14 protein-coding genes are annotated in these 14,211 nt (G+C 71.4%); 3 read left to right on the top strand and 11 right to left on the bottom strand.

The features are described 5' to 3' along the window. The first annotated feature begins 74 nt into the window (after positions 1-74). Positions 75-659, top strand: coding sequence for a hypothetical protein (locus ACZ53N_RS09915; protein WP_469140409.1), 585 nt, complete (start codon positions 75-77; stop codon positions 657-659). Positions 660-739: 80 nt separating this feature from the next. On the opposite strand, the gene ACZ53N_RS09910 is transcribed toward ACZ53N_RS09915, so the two are convergent. The 4 genes from ACZ53N_RS09910 to ACZ53N_RS09895 form a co-directional block, all read right to left on the bottom strand. Next, positions 740-2,047 (bottom strand): hemolysin family protein, encoded by a 1,308-nt coding sequence (locus ACZ53N_RS09910; RefSeq protein WP_469140408.1) that lies wholly within the window; start codon positions 2,045-2,047, stop codon positions 740-742. Continuing rightward, positions 2,044-2,541, bottom strand: coding sequence for an rRNA maturation RNase YbeY (ybeY, locus tag ACZ53N_RS09905; RefSeq protein ID WP_130877678.1), 498 nt, complete (start codon positions 2,539-2,541; stop codon positions 2,044-2,046). Before ybeY ends, ACZ53N_RS09910 begins: the two co-directional genes overlap by 4 nt. Before the next feature lie 12 nt (positions 2,542-2,553). Continuing rightward, positions 2,554-3,546, bottom strand: coding sequence for a PhoH family protein (locus ACZ53N_RS09900; protein WP_469140407.1), 993 nt, complete (start codon positions 3,544-3,546; stop codon positions 2,554-2,556). 231 nt (positions 3,547-3,777) lie between these two features. Continuing rightward, the gene (locus ACZ53N_RS09895) at positions 3,778-4,935 is read right to left on the bottom strand and encodes a PfkB family carbohydrate kinase (RefSeq protein WP_432906725.1); all 1,158 of its coding nucleotides are present in this window, start codon (positions 4,933-4,935) and stop codon (positions 3,778-3,780) included. A gap of 72 nt (positions 4,936-5,007) precedes the next feature. On the opposite strand from ACZ53N_RS09895, the gene ACZ53N_RS09890 reads away from it, so the two are divergent. Further along, on the top strand, positions 5,008-6,333 hold the full coding sequence (locus ACZ53N_RS09890; protein WP_469140406.1) for a family 4 glycosyl hydrolase: 1,326 nt from the start codon (positions 5,008-5,010) through the stop codon (positions 6,331-6,333). 191 nt (positions 6,334-6,524) lie between these two features. On the opposite strand, the gene ACZ53N_RS09885 is transcribed toward ACZ53N_RS09890, so the two are convergent. Further along, the gene (locus ACZ53N_RS09885; RefSeq protein ID WP_469140405.1) at positions 6,525-7,610 is read right to left on the bottom strand and encodes an S-(hydroxymethyl)mycothiol dehydrogenase; all 1,086 of its coding nucleotides are present in this window, start codon (positions 7,608-7,610) and stop codon (positions 6,525-6,527) included. 191 nt (positions 7,611-7,801) lie between these two features. Between ACZ53N_RS09885 and ACZ53N_RS09880 the strand changes: the two genes are divergently transcribed. Next, the gene (locus tag ACZ53N_RS09880) at positions 7,802-8,605 is read left to right on the top strand and encodes an HAD family acid phosphatase (protein ID WP_469140404.1); all 804 of its coding nucleotides are present in this window, start codon (positions 7,802-7,804) and stop codon (positions 8,603-8,605) included. A gap of 230 nt (positions 8,606-8,835) precedes the next feature. On the opposite strand, the gene ACZ53N_RS09875 is transcribed toward ACZ53N_RS09880, so the two are convergent. The 6 genes from ACZ53N_RS09875 to ACZ53N_RS09850 all read right to left on the bottom strand — a co-directional run bounded on the left by ACZ53N_RS09875 (position 8,836) and on the right by ACZ53N_RS09850 (position 13,898). After that, positions 8,836-9,744 carry a ribonuclease Z gene (locus ACZ53N_RS09875; RefSeq protein WP_469140403.1) on the bottom strand — a complete coding sequence of 303 codons (909 nt, stop codon included), beginning with the start codon at positions 9,742-9,744 and terminating at the stop codon, positions 8,836-8,838. A 53-nt stretch (positions 9,745-9,797) separates the two neighbouring features. Beyond that, positions 9,798-10,157: a histidine triad nucleotide-binding protein gene (locus ACZ53N_RS09870; protein ID WP_469140402.1), complete on the bottom strand. Its 360-nt coding sequence runs from the start codon at positions 10,155-10,157 to the stop codon at positions 9,798-9,800. Between the two features lie 137 nt (positions 10,158-10,294). Then, positions 10,295-10,861, bottom strand: coding sequence for a hypothetical protein (locus tag ACZ53N_RS09865; RefSeq protein WP_469140401.1), 567 nt, complete (start codon positions 10,859-10,861; stop codon positions 10,295-10,297). Between the two features lie 197 nt (positions 10,862-11,058). Beyond that, a complete protein-coding gene (locus ACZ53N_RS09860; protein ID WP_469140400.1) occupies positions 11,059-11,823 on the bottom strand; it encodes a helix-turn-helix transcriptional regulator in 765 nt (254 codons plus the stop codon). A 219-nt stretch (positions 11,824-12,042) separates the two neighbouring features. Then, positions 12,043-12,795, bottom strand: a complete 753-nt coding sequence (locus tag ACZ53N_RS09855; protein ID WP_209514846.1) for a 16S rRNA (uracil(1498)-N(3))-methyltransferase — start codon at positions 12,793-12,795, stop codon at positions 12,043-12,045. Continuing rightward, positions 12,792-13,898, bottom strand: a complete 1,107-nt coding sequence (locus tag ACZ53N_RS09850) for a nitronate monooxygenase (protein WP_469140399.1) — start codon at positions 13,896-13,898, stop codon at positions 12,792-12,794. The genes ACZ53N_RS09855 and ACZ53N_RS09850 overlap by 4 nt, the downstream gene beginning before the upstream one ends. Positions 13,899-14,211 lie beyond the last annotated feature (313 nt).

The following is a 14,211-nucleotide window of genomic DNA, read 5'->3' as shown; positions in this document are numbered from 1 at the left end:
ACTCGGCTGGCATTGCTTGCAGAGTCCTCCGGCGCCCGCAGAGCGACGGCAGCGGTGGGTCCAGCCTCACGTGCTTGTCCGAACTTCAGGGCATCAAATTCGAGAACGAGATTCACGCACTCAACCCCAAGGTCTTCACTCGCGACGACATCGGCAACTCCATCGCCTCCCGCCGTAAACCCCCCTTCAGCCACACCCTCGTGGCCGCAGGCAATTGGTACATCCGGGTCCTCGAACCCCGCTACGCCCCTCAGATCGCCACCGCCCTACGCGGTGTCGTCCTACCACCCGAGGGCGAGAAAATCCCCGACTACCCCCTACCGAAGATCCCGGACGTTCCCCGCTACACGTCCGTCGATGCCCTCGCCGACGACCTGGACAGCGCCGCCGGCTGTACGCAGCGCGGCACAGGGCCCACCGGTGTATTGACCTGCACTACCGGCAAGCGTGTCGGACGTTCCCCGAACTGCGCCACGCTGTCGCTGTACCCGACTCGGGCCGAGCGGGACGCTGCCCTGCGCAAGGCCATCGCGTACAAGGGGGTGCCCGCCACCCTGGTGACGGGCGGGAATTGGACCGTGAACCTGTGCGACTACGGGCTCGGGGCTCGCGTCGCCGAGCGCCTGCACGGGCAGGTCGTTTCGTACAACGGCAGCTGACTTCGGACGTCCGGCGAACGCACCGATGCCCGGCTGCCTCAAGGGGCAGCCGGGCATCGGTGTCGCTATGTCGTGCTCGCTCAGTCCTCGGCCGGCTCCGGCGTGCGGACCGGTTCCACCAGGACCGTCACGATGCGGTTGCGGCGGCCCGCCGCGGATTCGGCGGTCAGGCGCAGGGCGCGCAGCGTGGGGTCGGTGGTGTCGGCGGTGAGGTCGACCTCGGCCGTGGCGCCGGCGATGGGGACGCGGCCGAGGGACTTGGCCAGCAGGCCGCCGACCGTCTCCACGTCCTCGTCGTCCAGCTCCAGGCCGTACAGCTCGCCGAGGTCGCCGATGTCTAGACGGGCCGTGACGCGGTAGCGGTCGTCGTCGAGTTCCTCCACGGGCGGCAGCTCGCGGTCGTACTCGTCGGTGATCTCACCGACGATCTCCTCGAGGATGTCCTCGATCGTGACGATGCCGGCGGTGCCGCCGTACTCGTCGATGACGACCGCGCAGTGGGTGCGCTGCTGCTGCATCTCCCGCAGCAGGTCGCCCGCGTTCTTGGTGTCGGGCACGAAGACCGCGGGACGCATCGCCGTCGAGACCAGCTCGGACTCGGCGTCACGGCTGATGTGCGTCTTCCGGACGAGGTCCTTGAGGTAGACGATGCCGACGACGTCGTCCTCGCTCTCGCCGGTGACCGGTATCCGGGAGAAGCCGGAGCGGAGCGCCAGGGTCAGCGCCTGGCGGATGGTCTTGCCGCGCTCTATGACGACGAGATCCGTGCGGGGCACCATGACCTCGCGGACGAGCGTGTCGCCGAGTTCGAAGACGGAGTGCACCATCCGGCGCTCGTCGTCCTCGATCAGCGATTCCTTTTCCGCCAGGTCGACCATGGCCCGCAGCTCCGCCTCGGAGGCGAACGGGCCCATGCGGAAGCCCTTGCCGGGGGTGAGGGCGTTGCCGATGAGAATCAGCAGCCGCGGCACCGGGCCCATGATCCGGGCGAGCGGCAGCAGGACGTACGCGGACACGGTCGCGGTGTTGAGCGGGTGCTGGCGGCCGATGGTGCGCGGGGAGACGCCGACGGCCACGTAGGAGACGAGGACCATCACCCCGATGGCGACGGTCAGCGCCTGCCAGGTCCTGTCGAATTCGCGCAGGCAGACGTACGTCACCAGGACGCCGGCCGCCATCTCGCAGGCGACGCGCACCAGCAGCGCCACATTGAGGTAGCGGGTCGGGTCGGCGGCGACGGCCATCAGCTTGGCGCTGCCGCGGCGGCCCGCCCGGACGGCCTCCTCGGCGCGGAACCGCGTGGTGCGGGCCAGGCCCGCCTCCGCGCAGGCGGCGAGCCAGGCGACGACCAGAAGCAGGACCGCGGCGGCGATCAGCTGCCCGGTCATGTGATCGTGGGAGCCGGGGAGGCTCCTTCGATCCCGCGCTCGGTGCGCCAGCCGTCGATGATCGCCGCCTGGAGGCCGAACATCTCGGCCTTCTCGTCCGGCTCCTCGTGGTCGTAGCCCAGGAGGTGGAGGACGCCGTGGACGGTCAGGAGCTGGAGCTCCTCGTCCATGGAGTGCCCGGTCGGCGCCTCCTCGCCCTGCTTCTTCGCGACCTCCGGGCAGAGCACGATGTCGCCGAGCAGGCCCTGCGGCGGCTCGTCGTCGTCCTTGGCCGGCGGGCGGAGCTCGTCCATCGGGAAGGACATCACGTCGGTGGGCCCGGGCAGGTCCATCCACTGGATGTGGAGCTGCTCCATGGCGTCGGCGTCAACGACGATGACCGAGAGTTCGGAGAGCGGGTGGATACGCATCCGGGCCAAGGCGTAGCGGGCGACGTCGAGGATCGCCTGCTCGTCGATGTCCGTGCCGGATTCGTTGTTGACGTCGATTGCCATCGCTTCGATTACTTACTTTCCGTTGCGCTCGTCGAACTGCTCGTACGCGTCGACAATACGGCCGACCAGCTTGTGCCGGACCACGTCCGTGCTGGTGAGCCGCGAGAAGTGGACGTCCTCGACGCCCTCCAGGATGTCCACGACCTGCCGCAGACCGCTCTTGGTGCCGCCGGGGAGGTCGATCTGGGTGACGTCACCGGTGATGACGATCTTGGAGTCGAACCCGAGGCGGGTGAGGAACATCTTCATCTGCTCGGCGCTGGTGTTCTGCGCCTCGTCGAGGATGATGAAGGCGTCGTTGAGCGTCCGGCCGCGCATATAGGCCAGCGGCGCGACCTCGATCGTCCCGGCGGCCATCAGCCGGGGGATGGAGTCGGGGTCGAGCATGTCGTGCAGGGCGTCGTAGAGCGGCCGCAGATACGGGTCGATCTTCTCGTAGAGCGTGCCGGGCAGGAAGCCGAGCCGCTCGCCCGCCTCGACGGCCGGCCGGGTGAGGATGATCCGGTTGACCTGCTTGGACTGCAGGGCCTGGACCGCCTTGGCCATGGCCAGATACGTCTTGCCGGTGCCGGCGGGGCCGATGCCGAAGACGACCGTGTGCTTGTCGATGGCGTCGACGTAGCGCTTCTGGTTGAGCGTCTTGGGCCGGATCGTGCGACCGCGGCTGGAGAGAATGTTCTGTGTGAGGACCTCGGCCGGGGTCTCGTCCCCGTCGCCCTCGCCCCGCAGCATCGCGATCGAGCGTTCCACCGCGTCCTCCGTCATCGGCTGTCCGGTGCGGAGCACCAGCATCATCTCGTCGAACAGGCGCTGCACGAGGGCGACTTCCCGCGGCTCCCCGGCGGCGCTGACTTCATTGCCCCGGACGTGGATGTCCACGTGGGGGAAGGCCTTCTCGATCACGCGCAGGAGCGCGTCCCGGGAGCCCAGGACCGTCACCATGGGGTGCTTGGCCGGGACCGTGAACCGGGCTGTCGCCTGCGGTCGTGTGGGTGTCTGAGTCATGGGCCGGCCACTCGGGCCTGCTCATCCCCTCTTTTCCTGCGATCCGACGCGCCCGGAGCGAGCGAAATCCGCCCGATGTCTCCGGACATCCTTGGGATATCAAGGGTACGACGGTGCGCCGGTCGACCCGAGGGGTTTTACGGCAGGCCCGGCAGGGGACGGGGGGCAGGCCTCGCGGGCCTGTGACCGCAGGCCCCGCGAGCCCGCCGAAGCGGACCCGCGGCCGCCGCCTCACGGCTGGCGGAACCCCAGCGTGGGCACGGCCCGGCGCAGCGGCCAGGGGCGGGCGGCTGCGGGGAGGATGCCGTCGAGGAAGGCGTAGCGGCGCGGGGCGGACGGGGAGTCGTCGTAGGACCGCACGTGCTGCCACCAGGCGGCGATCTCCACCCAACCGGGCGCGGAGAGCGACCCTCCGAATTCCTGTACGGACAGGGCGGCGGTCAGTCCCGCGAAGGCCAGCCGGTCGGCGAGCGGCCAGCCGGCCAGCGTGCCGGTCACGAACCCCGCGACGAAGACGTCCCCCGCGCCGGTGGGGTCGAGCGCCTCGACGGCGATGGCCGGCACCTCGGCGCTCTCCCCGGTGCGGCTGTCCACCGCGAAGGCGCCCCGCTCGCCCATCGTGACGACGGCGAGCGGCACCTTCTCGGCCAGTGCCCGGGCGGCGGCGCGCGGGCAGTCGGTCCGGGTGTAGCGCATGGCCTCCTCGGCATTGGGCAGGAACGCCTCGCAGTGCTCCAGGTCGGCCAGGTCCGAGGGGTCCCAGCGGCCGGTCTCGTCCCAGCCGACGTCGGCGAAGACCCGGCTGCCGCGCCGGGCCGCGGTGCCGATCCACTCCTCCTGCCGACCGGGCACCAGCAGCGCCACGCAGGCGCGGGCGGGCGGCGGGCACTCGGGAGCGGGCACGCCGCCCTCACCGGGCGGCGGGGCCTCGTGGCCGTGCGAGACCATCGTGCGCTCGCCCTCGTAGGCCATCGAGACCGTCACCGGGGAGTGCCAGCCGGGGACCGTGCGGGAGAGCCCCAGGTCGATGCCCTCGCCGCGGGAGAGCGCCTCCCAGCAGTACTCCCCGTACATGTCGTCGCCGAAGGCGGCGGCGAGCGAGGTCCGCAGGCCGAGCCGGGCGAGGGCGGTGGCCATGTTGGCGATGCCGCCGGGGCTGGAGCCCATGCCGCGCGCCCAGGACTCGGTGCCGCGCACGGGGGCGGAGTCCAGGCCGGTGAAGATGATGTCGAGGAAGACGGTCCCGGTCAGATAGACGTCGGTCTCCGGGTCGCCCTCCGCCCGGACCTCGGCCAGCGGGTCGAGGACCGGCGCTGCGCCCTCGAACACCTCGGAACGCTCGCCGGACAGTGCCGTCTGCGGTGCCGCATGAGGCGAGAAAATCGTCATGCTCGCTCGCTGCTCCTCTTCACGGGGTGCGGGTCCCGACAGTCTGCCCGATGCTGCGATACGTTCCGGGCCATGAAGCTGACGATTCTCGGCGGTGGCGGTTTCCGGGTGCCTCTGGTGCACCGGGCCCTGTTGGACGACGCGCGACGCGAGGCACCGGGACGCTGCACCGAACTCACGCTGTACGACACCGACTCCGCGAGACTGAAGGTCATCGCGACCGTGCTGGCCGAGCAGGCGGAGGGCATCCCCGGCGCCCCCGTCGTGACGGCCGTCGAGGACCTGGACGAGGCGCTGCGCGGGGCCGACTTCGTCTTCTCCGCGATCCGGGTGGGCGGCACGGCCGGACGGGTGCGCGATGAAAGGATTCCGCTCGGCGAGCTCGTGTTGGGGCAGGAGACCGTCGGCGCGGGCGGCGTGCTCTACGGGCTGCGGACGATCCCGGTGGCGCTGCGCATCGCCGAGCGCGTCGCGGCTCTCGCCCCGGACGCCTGGGTCATCAACTTCACCAATCCCGCGGGCATGGTGACCGAGGCGATGTCGGCCGTTCTGGGTGAACGGGTGATCGGCATCTGCGACTCACCCGTGGGGCTGGTGCGGCGCGCCGCGCGGGCGGCGGGCGCCGACCCGGACCGGGTCGGGTTCGACTACGTGGGCCTCAACCACCTGGGCTGGCTGCGGAGGTTGACGCTCGACGGACGGGACCTGCTGCCGGGACTGCTGGCGGACGAGGCGGCCCTGTCCTCCTTCGAGGAGGGCAAGCTCTTCGGCGCGCGGTGGCTCCAGGCCCTCGGCTCGCTGCCGAACGAATACCTGCACTATTACTACTTCCGCCGCGAGACCCTGCACGCGGTGCTGGAGTCGCCGGAGACCCGGGGCGAGTTCCTCGACCAGCAGCAGGGCGGCTTCTTCGCGGCGGCCGCGGCCGAGCCGGAGCGGGCGTACGCGCTGTGGGAGCGGACCCGGCTGCACCGCGAGGAGACGTACATGGCCGAGAGCCGGGCGGCCAGCGGCGGCTGGCAGCGCGACTCCTGCGACCTGGACGGCGGTGGCTACGACCAGGTGGCCCTGGCCCTGATGCGGGCGGTCGCCAGGGACGAGCGCACCCGGCTGATCCTCAACGTCCGCAACGGCACGACGGTGCCGGCGCTGGACCCCGAGGCGATCATCGAGACGGTCTGCGAGGTGAGCGCGAGGGGCGCACGGCCGCTGCCGTGCGCCCCTTTGCGTGAGGACCAGTTGGGGCTGATGCTCCAGCTCAAGGCCGTCGAACGGGCCGCCATCGACGCGGCCGTGGGCGAGAACCACGGCGCCGCGCTGCGCGCCATGGCCCTGCACCCCCTGGTCGACTCCCCGGCCGTCGCGGCCCGCATCCTGGACCGCGCCTGTCCGGCGTAAGCCTGTCCGGCGGATCTGCGGTTTGTCCTGCCGATGGTGGGCCGTCCGTGCCGCCTGCGGGTTGTCGTGCCGACCGCGGGCCGTCCGTGCCGCCTGCGGCGGCGGGCGCCCTGCGGGCGCGTCCTCAATCGCCGGACGGGCTTGATGGAGCTGAGCTCACTTCAGTCCGTCCGGCGGTTGGGCTCCCGTGATCAGAACACGACGACCGAACGCAGCACATCGCCTTCGTGCATCCGCTCGAACGCCTTCTCCACGTCCCCCAGCCCGATCGTCTCGGTGACGAACGCGCCGAGGTCGAGCCGCCCCTGCAGGTGCAGGTCGACGAGCATCGGGAAGTCGCGGGAGGGCAGGCAGTCGCCGTACCAGGAGGACTTCAGCGCGCCACCGCGGCCGAAGACGTCGAGCAGCGGCAGCTCCAGCTTCATCTCCGGCGTGGGGACGCCGACCAGGACGACGGTGCCGGCCAGGTCACGGGCGTAGAAGGCCTGCTCGTACGTCTCGGGGCGGCCGACGGCCTCGATGACGACATCGGCGCCGAAGCCGCCGGTCAGCTCGCGGATCGCCTCGACGGGGTCCGTGGTGCGCGAGTTGACCGTGTGGGTGGCGCCCATGGTCAGGGCCGTCTGGAGCTTGCGGTCGTCGATGTCGACGGCGATGATCCGGGCCGCCCCCGCCAGCCGGGAGCCCGCGATGGCCGCGTCACCCACGCCGCCGCAGCCGATGACGGCGACGGAGTCGCCACGGCCGACCTGTCCGGTGTTGATCGCCGCGCCGATGCCCGCCATGACCCCGCAGCCGAGCAGTCCGGCGACCGCCGGGGAGACGGAGGGGTCGACCTTCGTGCACTGCCCGGCGGCGACCAGTGTCTTCTCGGCGAACGCGCCGATGCCGAGCGCCGGGGACAGCTCAGTACCGTCGGTCAGGGTCATCTTCTGCTTGGCGTTGTGCGTGGCGAAGCAGTACTGCGGGCGGCCGCGCAGACAGGCCCGGCACTGGCCGCAGACGGCCCGCCAGTTGAGGATAACGAAGTCGCCGGGGGCCACCTCACTCACGCCCTCGCCGACGGCCTCCACGACGCCCGCCGCCTCATGGCCGAGGAGGAAGGGGAAGTCGTCGTTGATGCCGCCCTGCTTGTAGTGCAGATCGGTGTGGCAGACGCCGCACGCCTGCACCTTCACCACGGCCTCGCCGGGTCCCGGGTCCGGCACGACGATCGTCTCCACCCGCACCGGCTGGTTCTTGCCGGGTGCGATCACTCCACGTACTTCCTGCGCCATGGCGGGTCCCCTTCTCATCGCTGGTCAGTCCACACCGTACGCGCAGCGGAAGCGGCCCGCCGGAGGGGTACTGACGTGCCGTCATCCCCGCCGGTCGACCACAGTCTCCGCGCGTAGATTGACGGCAGCGGTCTGCGCGCGTAGACAACTGTTCGACCACCCTCGCTCACCTGTTCTCCAGGAGCCCGCACGTGACCCTTTCTTCTTCCTCGAAGCGCGTCCGCATCGCGGCCGCCACCGCCGCCGTGGCCGTCGGCGCCGGTCTGTTCGCGGCCGGTGCGGCCTCCGCCGACCACGCCGCGCCGCGTACGGACAAGGAGATCCCGAACCTCACCAAGGTCACCGACAAGATCAAGGCGTACTACGGCGACACTGTCGACGCGGCGGGCCAGCACTACGCCTCGCCCGACAGCAACTACGCCAAGCAGGTCGCGGAGATCGAGAAGAAGGCCAAGGCCCACCTCGAGAGCGTCGTGAAGAACGGCAAGGGGATGAAGCAGGGGAAGAAGGCCAAGCCCGCCATCGTTCTGGACCTGGACGACACCACCCTGCTGTCGTACAACTACGAGCTCCAGGTCGGCTTCCACTTCACGCCCGAGTCGCAGGACGCCTATCTGAAGTCCACCGACATGTCCCCGGTCTTCGGCATGCCGAAGCTCGTCAACTGGGCCAAGGCCAAGGGCATCGAGGTCTTCTACGTCACCGGGCGCGCCGAGCACCAGCGCGAGTGGAGCGCGCGCAACCTCAAGAACGTCGGCTACAAGCCCGTCGCCGACCCCGCGCACTTCTTCCTGAAGAACAAGCAGAACCCGCCGGCCTACCTGCCCTGCGGTGCCACGTGCACCACGGTCGAGTACAAGGCGGGCACGCGGAAGCACATCGAGTCCCAGGGGTACGACATCGTCGCCAACTTCGGCGACCAGTACAGCGACCTGAAGGGCGGCCACGCCGACCGCACCTACAAGATCCCCAACCCGATGTACTACCTCCCGTAGGGTTCGGGCCCGACGAATCGCCGGACGGGCTGAGTTTTGGGCTGAGCTCAGCCCAAACTCGGCCCGTCCGGCGATTGAGGAAACCGCCGCGCAGCGGTGGTGCGGCCGACATCGGCGGTTGTTCTGCTACCGGCACCCGTCTCGCCGCCCGCGGCGGCCGGCGCCCTGCGGGCGCGTCCTCAAACGCCGGGCAGGCTGAGCGTGGCTGAGCTCAGCCGAAGGCACAGGCGTCACCGCCTCTTCGGCACGGGCACCCGCATCAGATCCCGGGCGACCGTCAGCTCACCCTCGAAACCCGCCGCCCGGGCCTGCTGCTCGAAGACCGCGGGGTCGGCGTACCGCTGCGAGAAGTGCGTCAGCACCAGATGCCGTACGCCTGACTCCGCCGCGACCCGAGCCGCCTGGCCGGCCGTCAGGTGGCCGTGCTCGACGGCGAGCCCCTCGTCCTCGTCGAGGAATGTGGACTCGATGACCAGCAGGTCACAGCCCTCGGCCAGCTCGTACACGCCGTCGCACAGCCGGGTGTCCATGACGAACGCGAATCGCTGCCCGGGCCGCACCTCGCTCACCTCGTCCAGCGTCACCCCGCCGACCACGCCCTCGCGCTGGAGCCGGCCCACGTCCGGCCCGCCGATCCCGCGCTCCGCGAGCAGCGCGGGCAGCATCCGCCGGCCGTCGGGCTCCACCAGGCGGTAGCCGTAGGACTCGACGGGGTGCGAGAGCCTGCGCGCGTCCAGCGTGTACGAGGGGGCCGCGGCCAGCACTCCGCCGGGCCCGGAGACGGGCTCCTGGCGCAGCTTCACCGTCTCGCGGTAGGCGGTGGCGTACCGCAGCCGGTCGAAGAACCGCTGACCGCTCGCGGGGTAGTGCGCGGTGACGGGGTGCGGCACCCGGTCGAGGTTGATCCGCTGGATCACCCCGGCGAGGCCGAGGGAGTGGTCGCCGTGGAAGTGGGTGACGCACAGCCGGTTCAGGTCGTGCGCGGCCACTCCGGCGCGCAGCATCTGCCGCTGGGTGCCCTCACCGGGGTCGAAGAGCAGGCCCTCGCCGTCCCAGAGCAGAACGTAGCCATTGTGGTTGCGGTGCCGGGTGGGCACCTGGCTGGCGGTGCCGAGGACGACGAGTTCGCGTACGGACAAGGGGCTGCTTTCGTGGGTGTTCCGTGGGTGCGGTGTCGTGCCGGGTGGTTCGGTCAGCCGGGGGGCCAGTTGAGGCCCCGGCCACCCAGCACATGGGCGTGCGCGTGAAAGACGGTCTGCCCGGCGCCCGCGCCGGTGTTGAAGACGATGCGGAAGCCCTTCTCGTCCACGCCCTCCTGCACCGCGACCTCACCGGCCTCGCGCAGTATGTCCGCGGCGATCTGCGGCTCGGCCGCCGCCAGGGAGGCGGCGTCCGGGTAGTGCACCTTGGGGATCACCAGGACGTGGGTGGGCGCCTGGGGATTGATGTCACGGAACGCGACGGCGGTGTCGGACTCCCGTACGACGGTCGCCGGCACCTCCCCCGCCACGATCTTGCAGAACAGGCAATCGGCCTGCGGTTCTCCCGCCACCGGTGGGCTCCTCCCGGGTCGTCGGCTCGTACGGTCCGGATGCTACCGGGCCGACCTCGGACGGCGACGGCCCCGTGCCCGGCGCGGACGTGCCGACGTCGGCGGGGCCGACATCGGCGCTCTCGACTTCCGGGGCCCTACTTTCCCTGCGGGGAGCCCTCGTTCCCGCCGTGTTTGCCACCCTGGCCGCCGCCGTGGTGCTCGCCGTGTCCGCCGTCGCCCTTTTTGTCGGTGCACGTCGGGGACGGGGGCGGTGGGGGCTTGCCCTGGCCGCCGCCGGCCTGTCCGCAGTCGCCGAGGACACCGCCCGCGAAGACGGTCCTCCCGTCGACCTTCACGGTCAGCGAGCCCGTGACGCAAGACTGGCCGTTGATGCCGGTGATCCTGCCGAAGGCGATGATCTTCTTGTTTTTGTCGGTCCTGCCCTGGCAGTCGACGCCCACGGCCGTCACCTTGCGCTTGCCGTCCTTGTCCGTGCTGCCGTCGGTCTCTGCCTTGCCTGTGCAGGTCAGCCAGCGCACGGGGATGTGCTCACGCTCCAGCTGCCGGGTGGCCAGCTGATCGGTGACCACGGAGACGGTACCCGTGTCGAGCGCGTCGGAGGGCTGACAGGCGGCGAGCGCCACGACCGCCGTGCCCGTCAACGCCGCGGCACCCGCCGCGGACAGCACCCGCCGACCCCGCAGTCGCCTCAATGCCCTCATAGAGGGAGGTTCCCACTCGGGCGGGCGGCGCGGAAGAACGCGTCAGGCCACCCGGTGGCCAAGCGGCTCCCGCCCCGCCCCGGGGCCCGGAAGCCGGGCCCCGGCCGACGCCGATTCCCCCGTGACCGGCGTCGGTTCCCTCTGCCTTCCGAGCATGGCCACGCCCCCGGCGCGTCGCCATAGGAAGAACTTCCTACTCAGACCACGAGCCCGGTCCGCCTCGCCAGCGATACCGTGGAGACGCGGTTGTTGGTGCCGAGCTTGCGGTAGATCTTCTCCAGGTGCCGGTTGACCGTGTGCGGGGAGATGGTGAGACGCTGGCCGATCACCTCGGCCGTGAGTCCTTCCGCGAGGAGCCCGAGAACGGTGAACTCACGAGGAGTCAGCCCATGCCCGTCGGCGTCCGCGACCACGAGTCCCCGACCGGCGGCCTCGCGCAGTCGGCGCAACTCCCGCACATGGCTGTCGACGCTGCCGAGCAGTGGCTGGATCCGTGCGGCGAAGGCGAGTTCCTGCTCGGTGAACTCCCCCTTGCGCCCGAGGGAGACGGTGCGCAGCACGTTCGCCCCGCCGGGCATCGGCAGCCCCAGTTGGTGCGTGGTGCCGAAGTCGCGGAGCGCTTCGCTGCGCCACTGGGAGTGGCGCCACCGCTCGCAGAGCCGGCTCATGGTCACCGGCTGCCGTTCACCTGCCCTGAGATAGGGAAGCAGCGGATGGTGCTGGTGAATGCGCCGCGCGATGAGGTCTTCCACCGCATGGCCGATCCGCTCGGGCGCCCACCCCTCGGCCCGTCCGGCCCGCTCCGCCAGGTCGATCCCCGCGAACAGCACCGTGTCGCAGCCGAAGGCCTCGTGGAGGTGACCGGCGACCAGGTGCCATAACGCGTCCGGGTCGTCGCTCTCGAGGACCGCGACGACAAGGTCGAGCATGCGCTCGTAATCCCGGGAGCTGAGCTGTGCCATGGCCGCAAGCATCCCGGCCGGAAGGATTCCGGGCGAGACCGGGGCACGACGGCGATCGACTTTCGGTCACATCGGACCGCCCGGCGGGGCCGGACCGGCCGCCGGGGGCTGTCAGGATCCGTCGAGGTCGGCTGGGGCTGCCGGGATCCGCCGGGGCTGTCGAGCGCCGCTCAGCCGTTCACCCGGCTGCCCGGCGCTGGGGGGACGATCCGACGGCCCTCAGGACCAGCGTCCCGTCCGGCCCAGCAGCAGTGCCGTCGCCGCCGTGCCCGCCGTCGACGTGCGCAGCACGCTCGGGCCCAAGCGGTACGGCTTCGCGCCCGCCTCGGCGAAGGCGGCCAGTTCCTCCGGGGAGACGCCGCCCTCCGGGCCGACGACCAGGACGATGTTGCCCGTCTGCGGGAGCGAGGCCGTGGCCAGCGGGGCGCTGCTGCCCTCCTCGTGGAGGACCGCCGCGAACGCGGCGTCCGCGAGCAGGGTGGAGACCTGCTTCGTCGTCAGGAGGTCGGACACCGGGGGGAATCGGAGGCGGCGCGACTGCTTTCCGGCCTCTCGGGCCGTCGCGCGCCACTTGCCCAGCGCCTTCAGCCCGCGCTCGCCCTTCCACTGCGTGACGCACCGGGACGCCGACCACGGGGCGATCCCGTCGACGCCCGTCTCGGTCATGGTCTCGACCGCCAACTCGCCCCGGTCGCCCTTGGGCAGGGCCTGAACGACCGTGATGTGCGGCTGGGGCAGGGGCTCGGCACGGACCGAGGTGACCGCCACGTCGAGGCGGTCCTTGCCCTCGACGGCGGCGACGGTGCCGAAGGCGCCCGTGCCCGCACCGTCCGTCAGGACGATCTCCTCGCCCACGCGCAGCCGGCGGACGGAGACCGCGTGCCGCCCCTCCGGGCCGTCGAGGGGGAAGACCGTACCGGGGAAGACGCCCGTCAGGGAGTCCTCCTCGACCAGGAAGACCGGTGCTGTCATGTCTCGCTCCCTCGCAGTTCACTGCCTCGCGTCAACGACGCCCGTGCCACGTCCAGTTCGGCGGCCAGGACCTCCACCAGCCGTCCCGCCGGAAGCTCCCGCGCCAGGCGGTGGCCCTGGCCCGCCCACAGGGCCATGGCCTGGTGGTCGCCCGCCTGCGCGGCAGCCTTGCGCAGACCGGACGTCAGATGGTGCACCTGCGGGTACGCGGCCGGGGCGTACGGGCCGTGCTCGCGGATGAAACGGTTCACCAGGCCGCGCGCGGGGCGGCCGGAGAAGGCCCGGGTCAGTTCGGTGCGGGTGAGCTGCGGATCGGTCATGGCCCGTTTGTGCAGGTCATGGGCGCCCGACTCCGGGCAGACCAGGAACGCCGTGCCGAGCTGCGCCGCGGACGCGCCCGCCGCGAGGACGGCCGCGATCTGGTCGCCGCGCATCAGGCCGCCCGCCGCGATCAGCGGGACGGTCACCGCGTCGCGGACCTCCGCGAGGAGGGTGAGCAGACCGAGGCCCGTCCCGTCCGCGCCCGCGTCGTCGTGGTGGGTGCCCTGGTGGCCGCCGGCCTCGACGCCCTGGACGCAGACCGCGTCGGCGCCAGCCCGCTGCGCGGCCAGCGCCTCGGCGGCCGAGGTGGCCGTCACCACGGTCAGCGTGCCGGCCTCGGCGAGCGCCGCGAAGACCTCGGGTTCCGGGCAGCCGAAGTGGAAGGAAACGACCGGAACGGGATCCTCCAGAAGGATCGCCAGCTTGGCCTCGTACGCGTCGTCGCGGCTCTGGTCCGGCTCGCCGAGCGGCACCCCGTACCGGGCGGCCTCGCCCGCGAGGCGCTGCCCGTACGCGTCCACGGCAGCCGGGTCGGCCACGGGCGGCTGCGGCATGAAGAGGTTCACACCGAAGGGGCGGTCGGTCAGGGCACGCGTGCGCGCGATCTCCTCGCGCATCGCCGTCGGCGTCTTGTACCCGGCGGCGAGGAATCCGAGGCCACCGGCCTCGGACACGGCCGCGGCGAGCGACGGGCACGAGGTGCCGCCCGCCATGGGGGCCTGCACGATCGGATACCGGAACAGGCCCGTCAGCGCCGAGGCCCCCCTGGATTCAAAAGCCATGACCACATCGTGTCACGCCCCGCGCACGGCGCCGAATCGAACCCGGCTGTGGATCCCGTCCCGGGGGCACACCCGCGACTCCACCCGTACGGGTGGAGGCCCGTCGGCCGGCGGCCGGCCACACCGCGTACTGGCTTGCGGGGAAGGGGCGTTGAGGCCGGGCCCCGGAAACGCGCGTCGGGGGGGGGGGGGGGGGGGGGGCCCGCCCCGACCCTCCCCAGACGAAAAAAAAGGTTGTGCAGAAAAAACCACAAAAATCAGACAAAACGGGGGGGGGGAGACCCCAACCCCTTAAAGAACGCCTCCCACACAA

It is taken from the genome of Streptomyces sp. NPDC033229, assembly GCF_055576875.1.
The sequence above is the reverse complement of the archived record's forward strand: the minus strand, read 5'-3'. Positions and strand labels throughout refer to the sequence as shown.

What these genes read in the sequence shown, in the direction of transcription:
- ACZ53N_RS09910 (WP_469140408.1), bottom strand. Translation starts at nt 2,047, where the DNA reads ATGACCGGGCAGCTGATCGCCGCCGCGGTCCTGCTTCTGGTCGTCGCC.
- ybeY (WP_130877678.1), bottom strand. Translation starts at nt 2,541, where the DNA reads ATGGCAATCGACGTCAACAACGAATCCGGCACGGACATCGACGAGCAG.
- ACZ53N_RS09900 (WP_469140407.1), bottom strand. Translation starts at nt 3,546, where the DNA reads ATGACTCAGACACCCACACGACCGCAGGCGACAGCCCGGTTCACGGTC.
- ACZ53N_RS09895 (WP_432906725.1), bottom strand. Translation starts at nt 4,935, where the DNA reads ATGACGATTTTCTCGCCTCATGCGGCACCGCAGACGGCACTGTCCGGC.
- ACZ53N_RS09890 (WP_469140406.1), top strand. Translation starts at nt 5,008, where the DNA reads ATGAAGCTGACGATTCTCGGCGGTGGCGGTTTCCGGGTGCCTCTGGTG.
- ACZ53N_RS09885 (WP_469140405.1), bottom strand. Translation starts at nt 7,610, where the DNA reads ATGGCGCAGGAAGTACGTGGAGTGATCGCACCCGGCAAGAACCAGCCG.
- ACZ53N_RS09865 (WP_469140401.1), bottom strand. Translation starts at nt 10,861, where the DNA reads ATGAGGGCATTGAGGCGACTGCGGGGTCGGCGGGTGCTGTCCGCGGCG.
- ACZ53N_RS09860 (WP_469140400.1), bottom strand. Translation starts at nt 11,823, where the DNA reads ATGGCACAGCTCAGCTCCCGGGATTACGAGCGCATGCTCGACCTTGTC.
- ACZ53N_RS09855 (WP_209514846.1), bottom strand. Translation starts at nt 12,795, where the DNA reads ATGACAGCACCGGTCTTCCTGGTCGAGGAGGACTCCCTGACGGGCGTC.
- ACZ53N_RS09850 (WP_469140399.1), bottom strand. Translation starts at nt 13,898, where the DNA reads ATGGCTTTTGAATCCAGGGGGGCCTCGGCGCTGACGGGCCTGTTCCGG.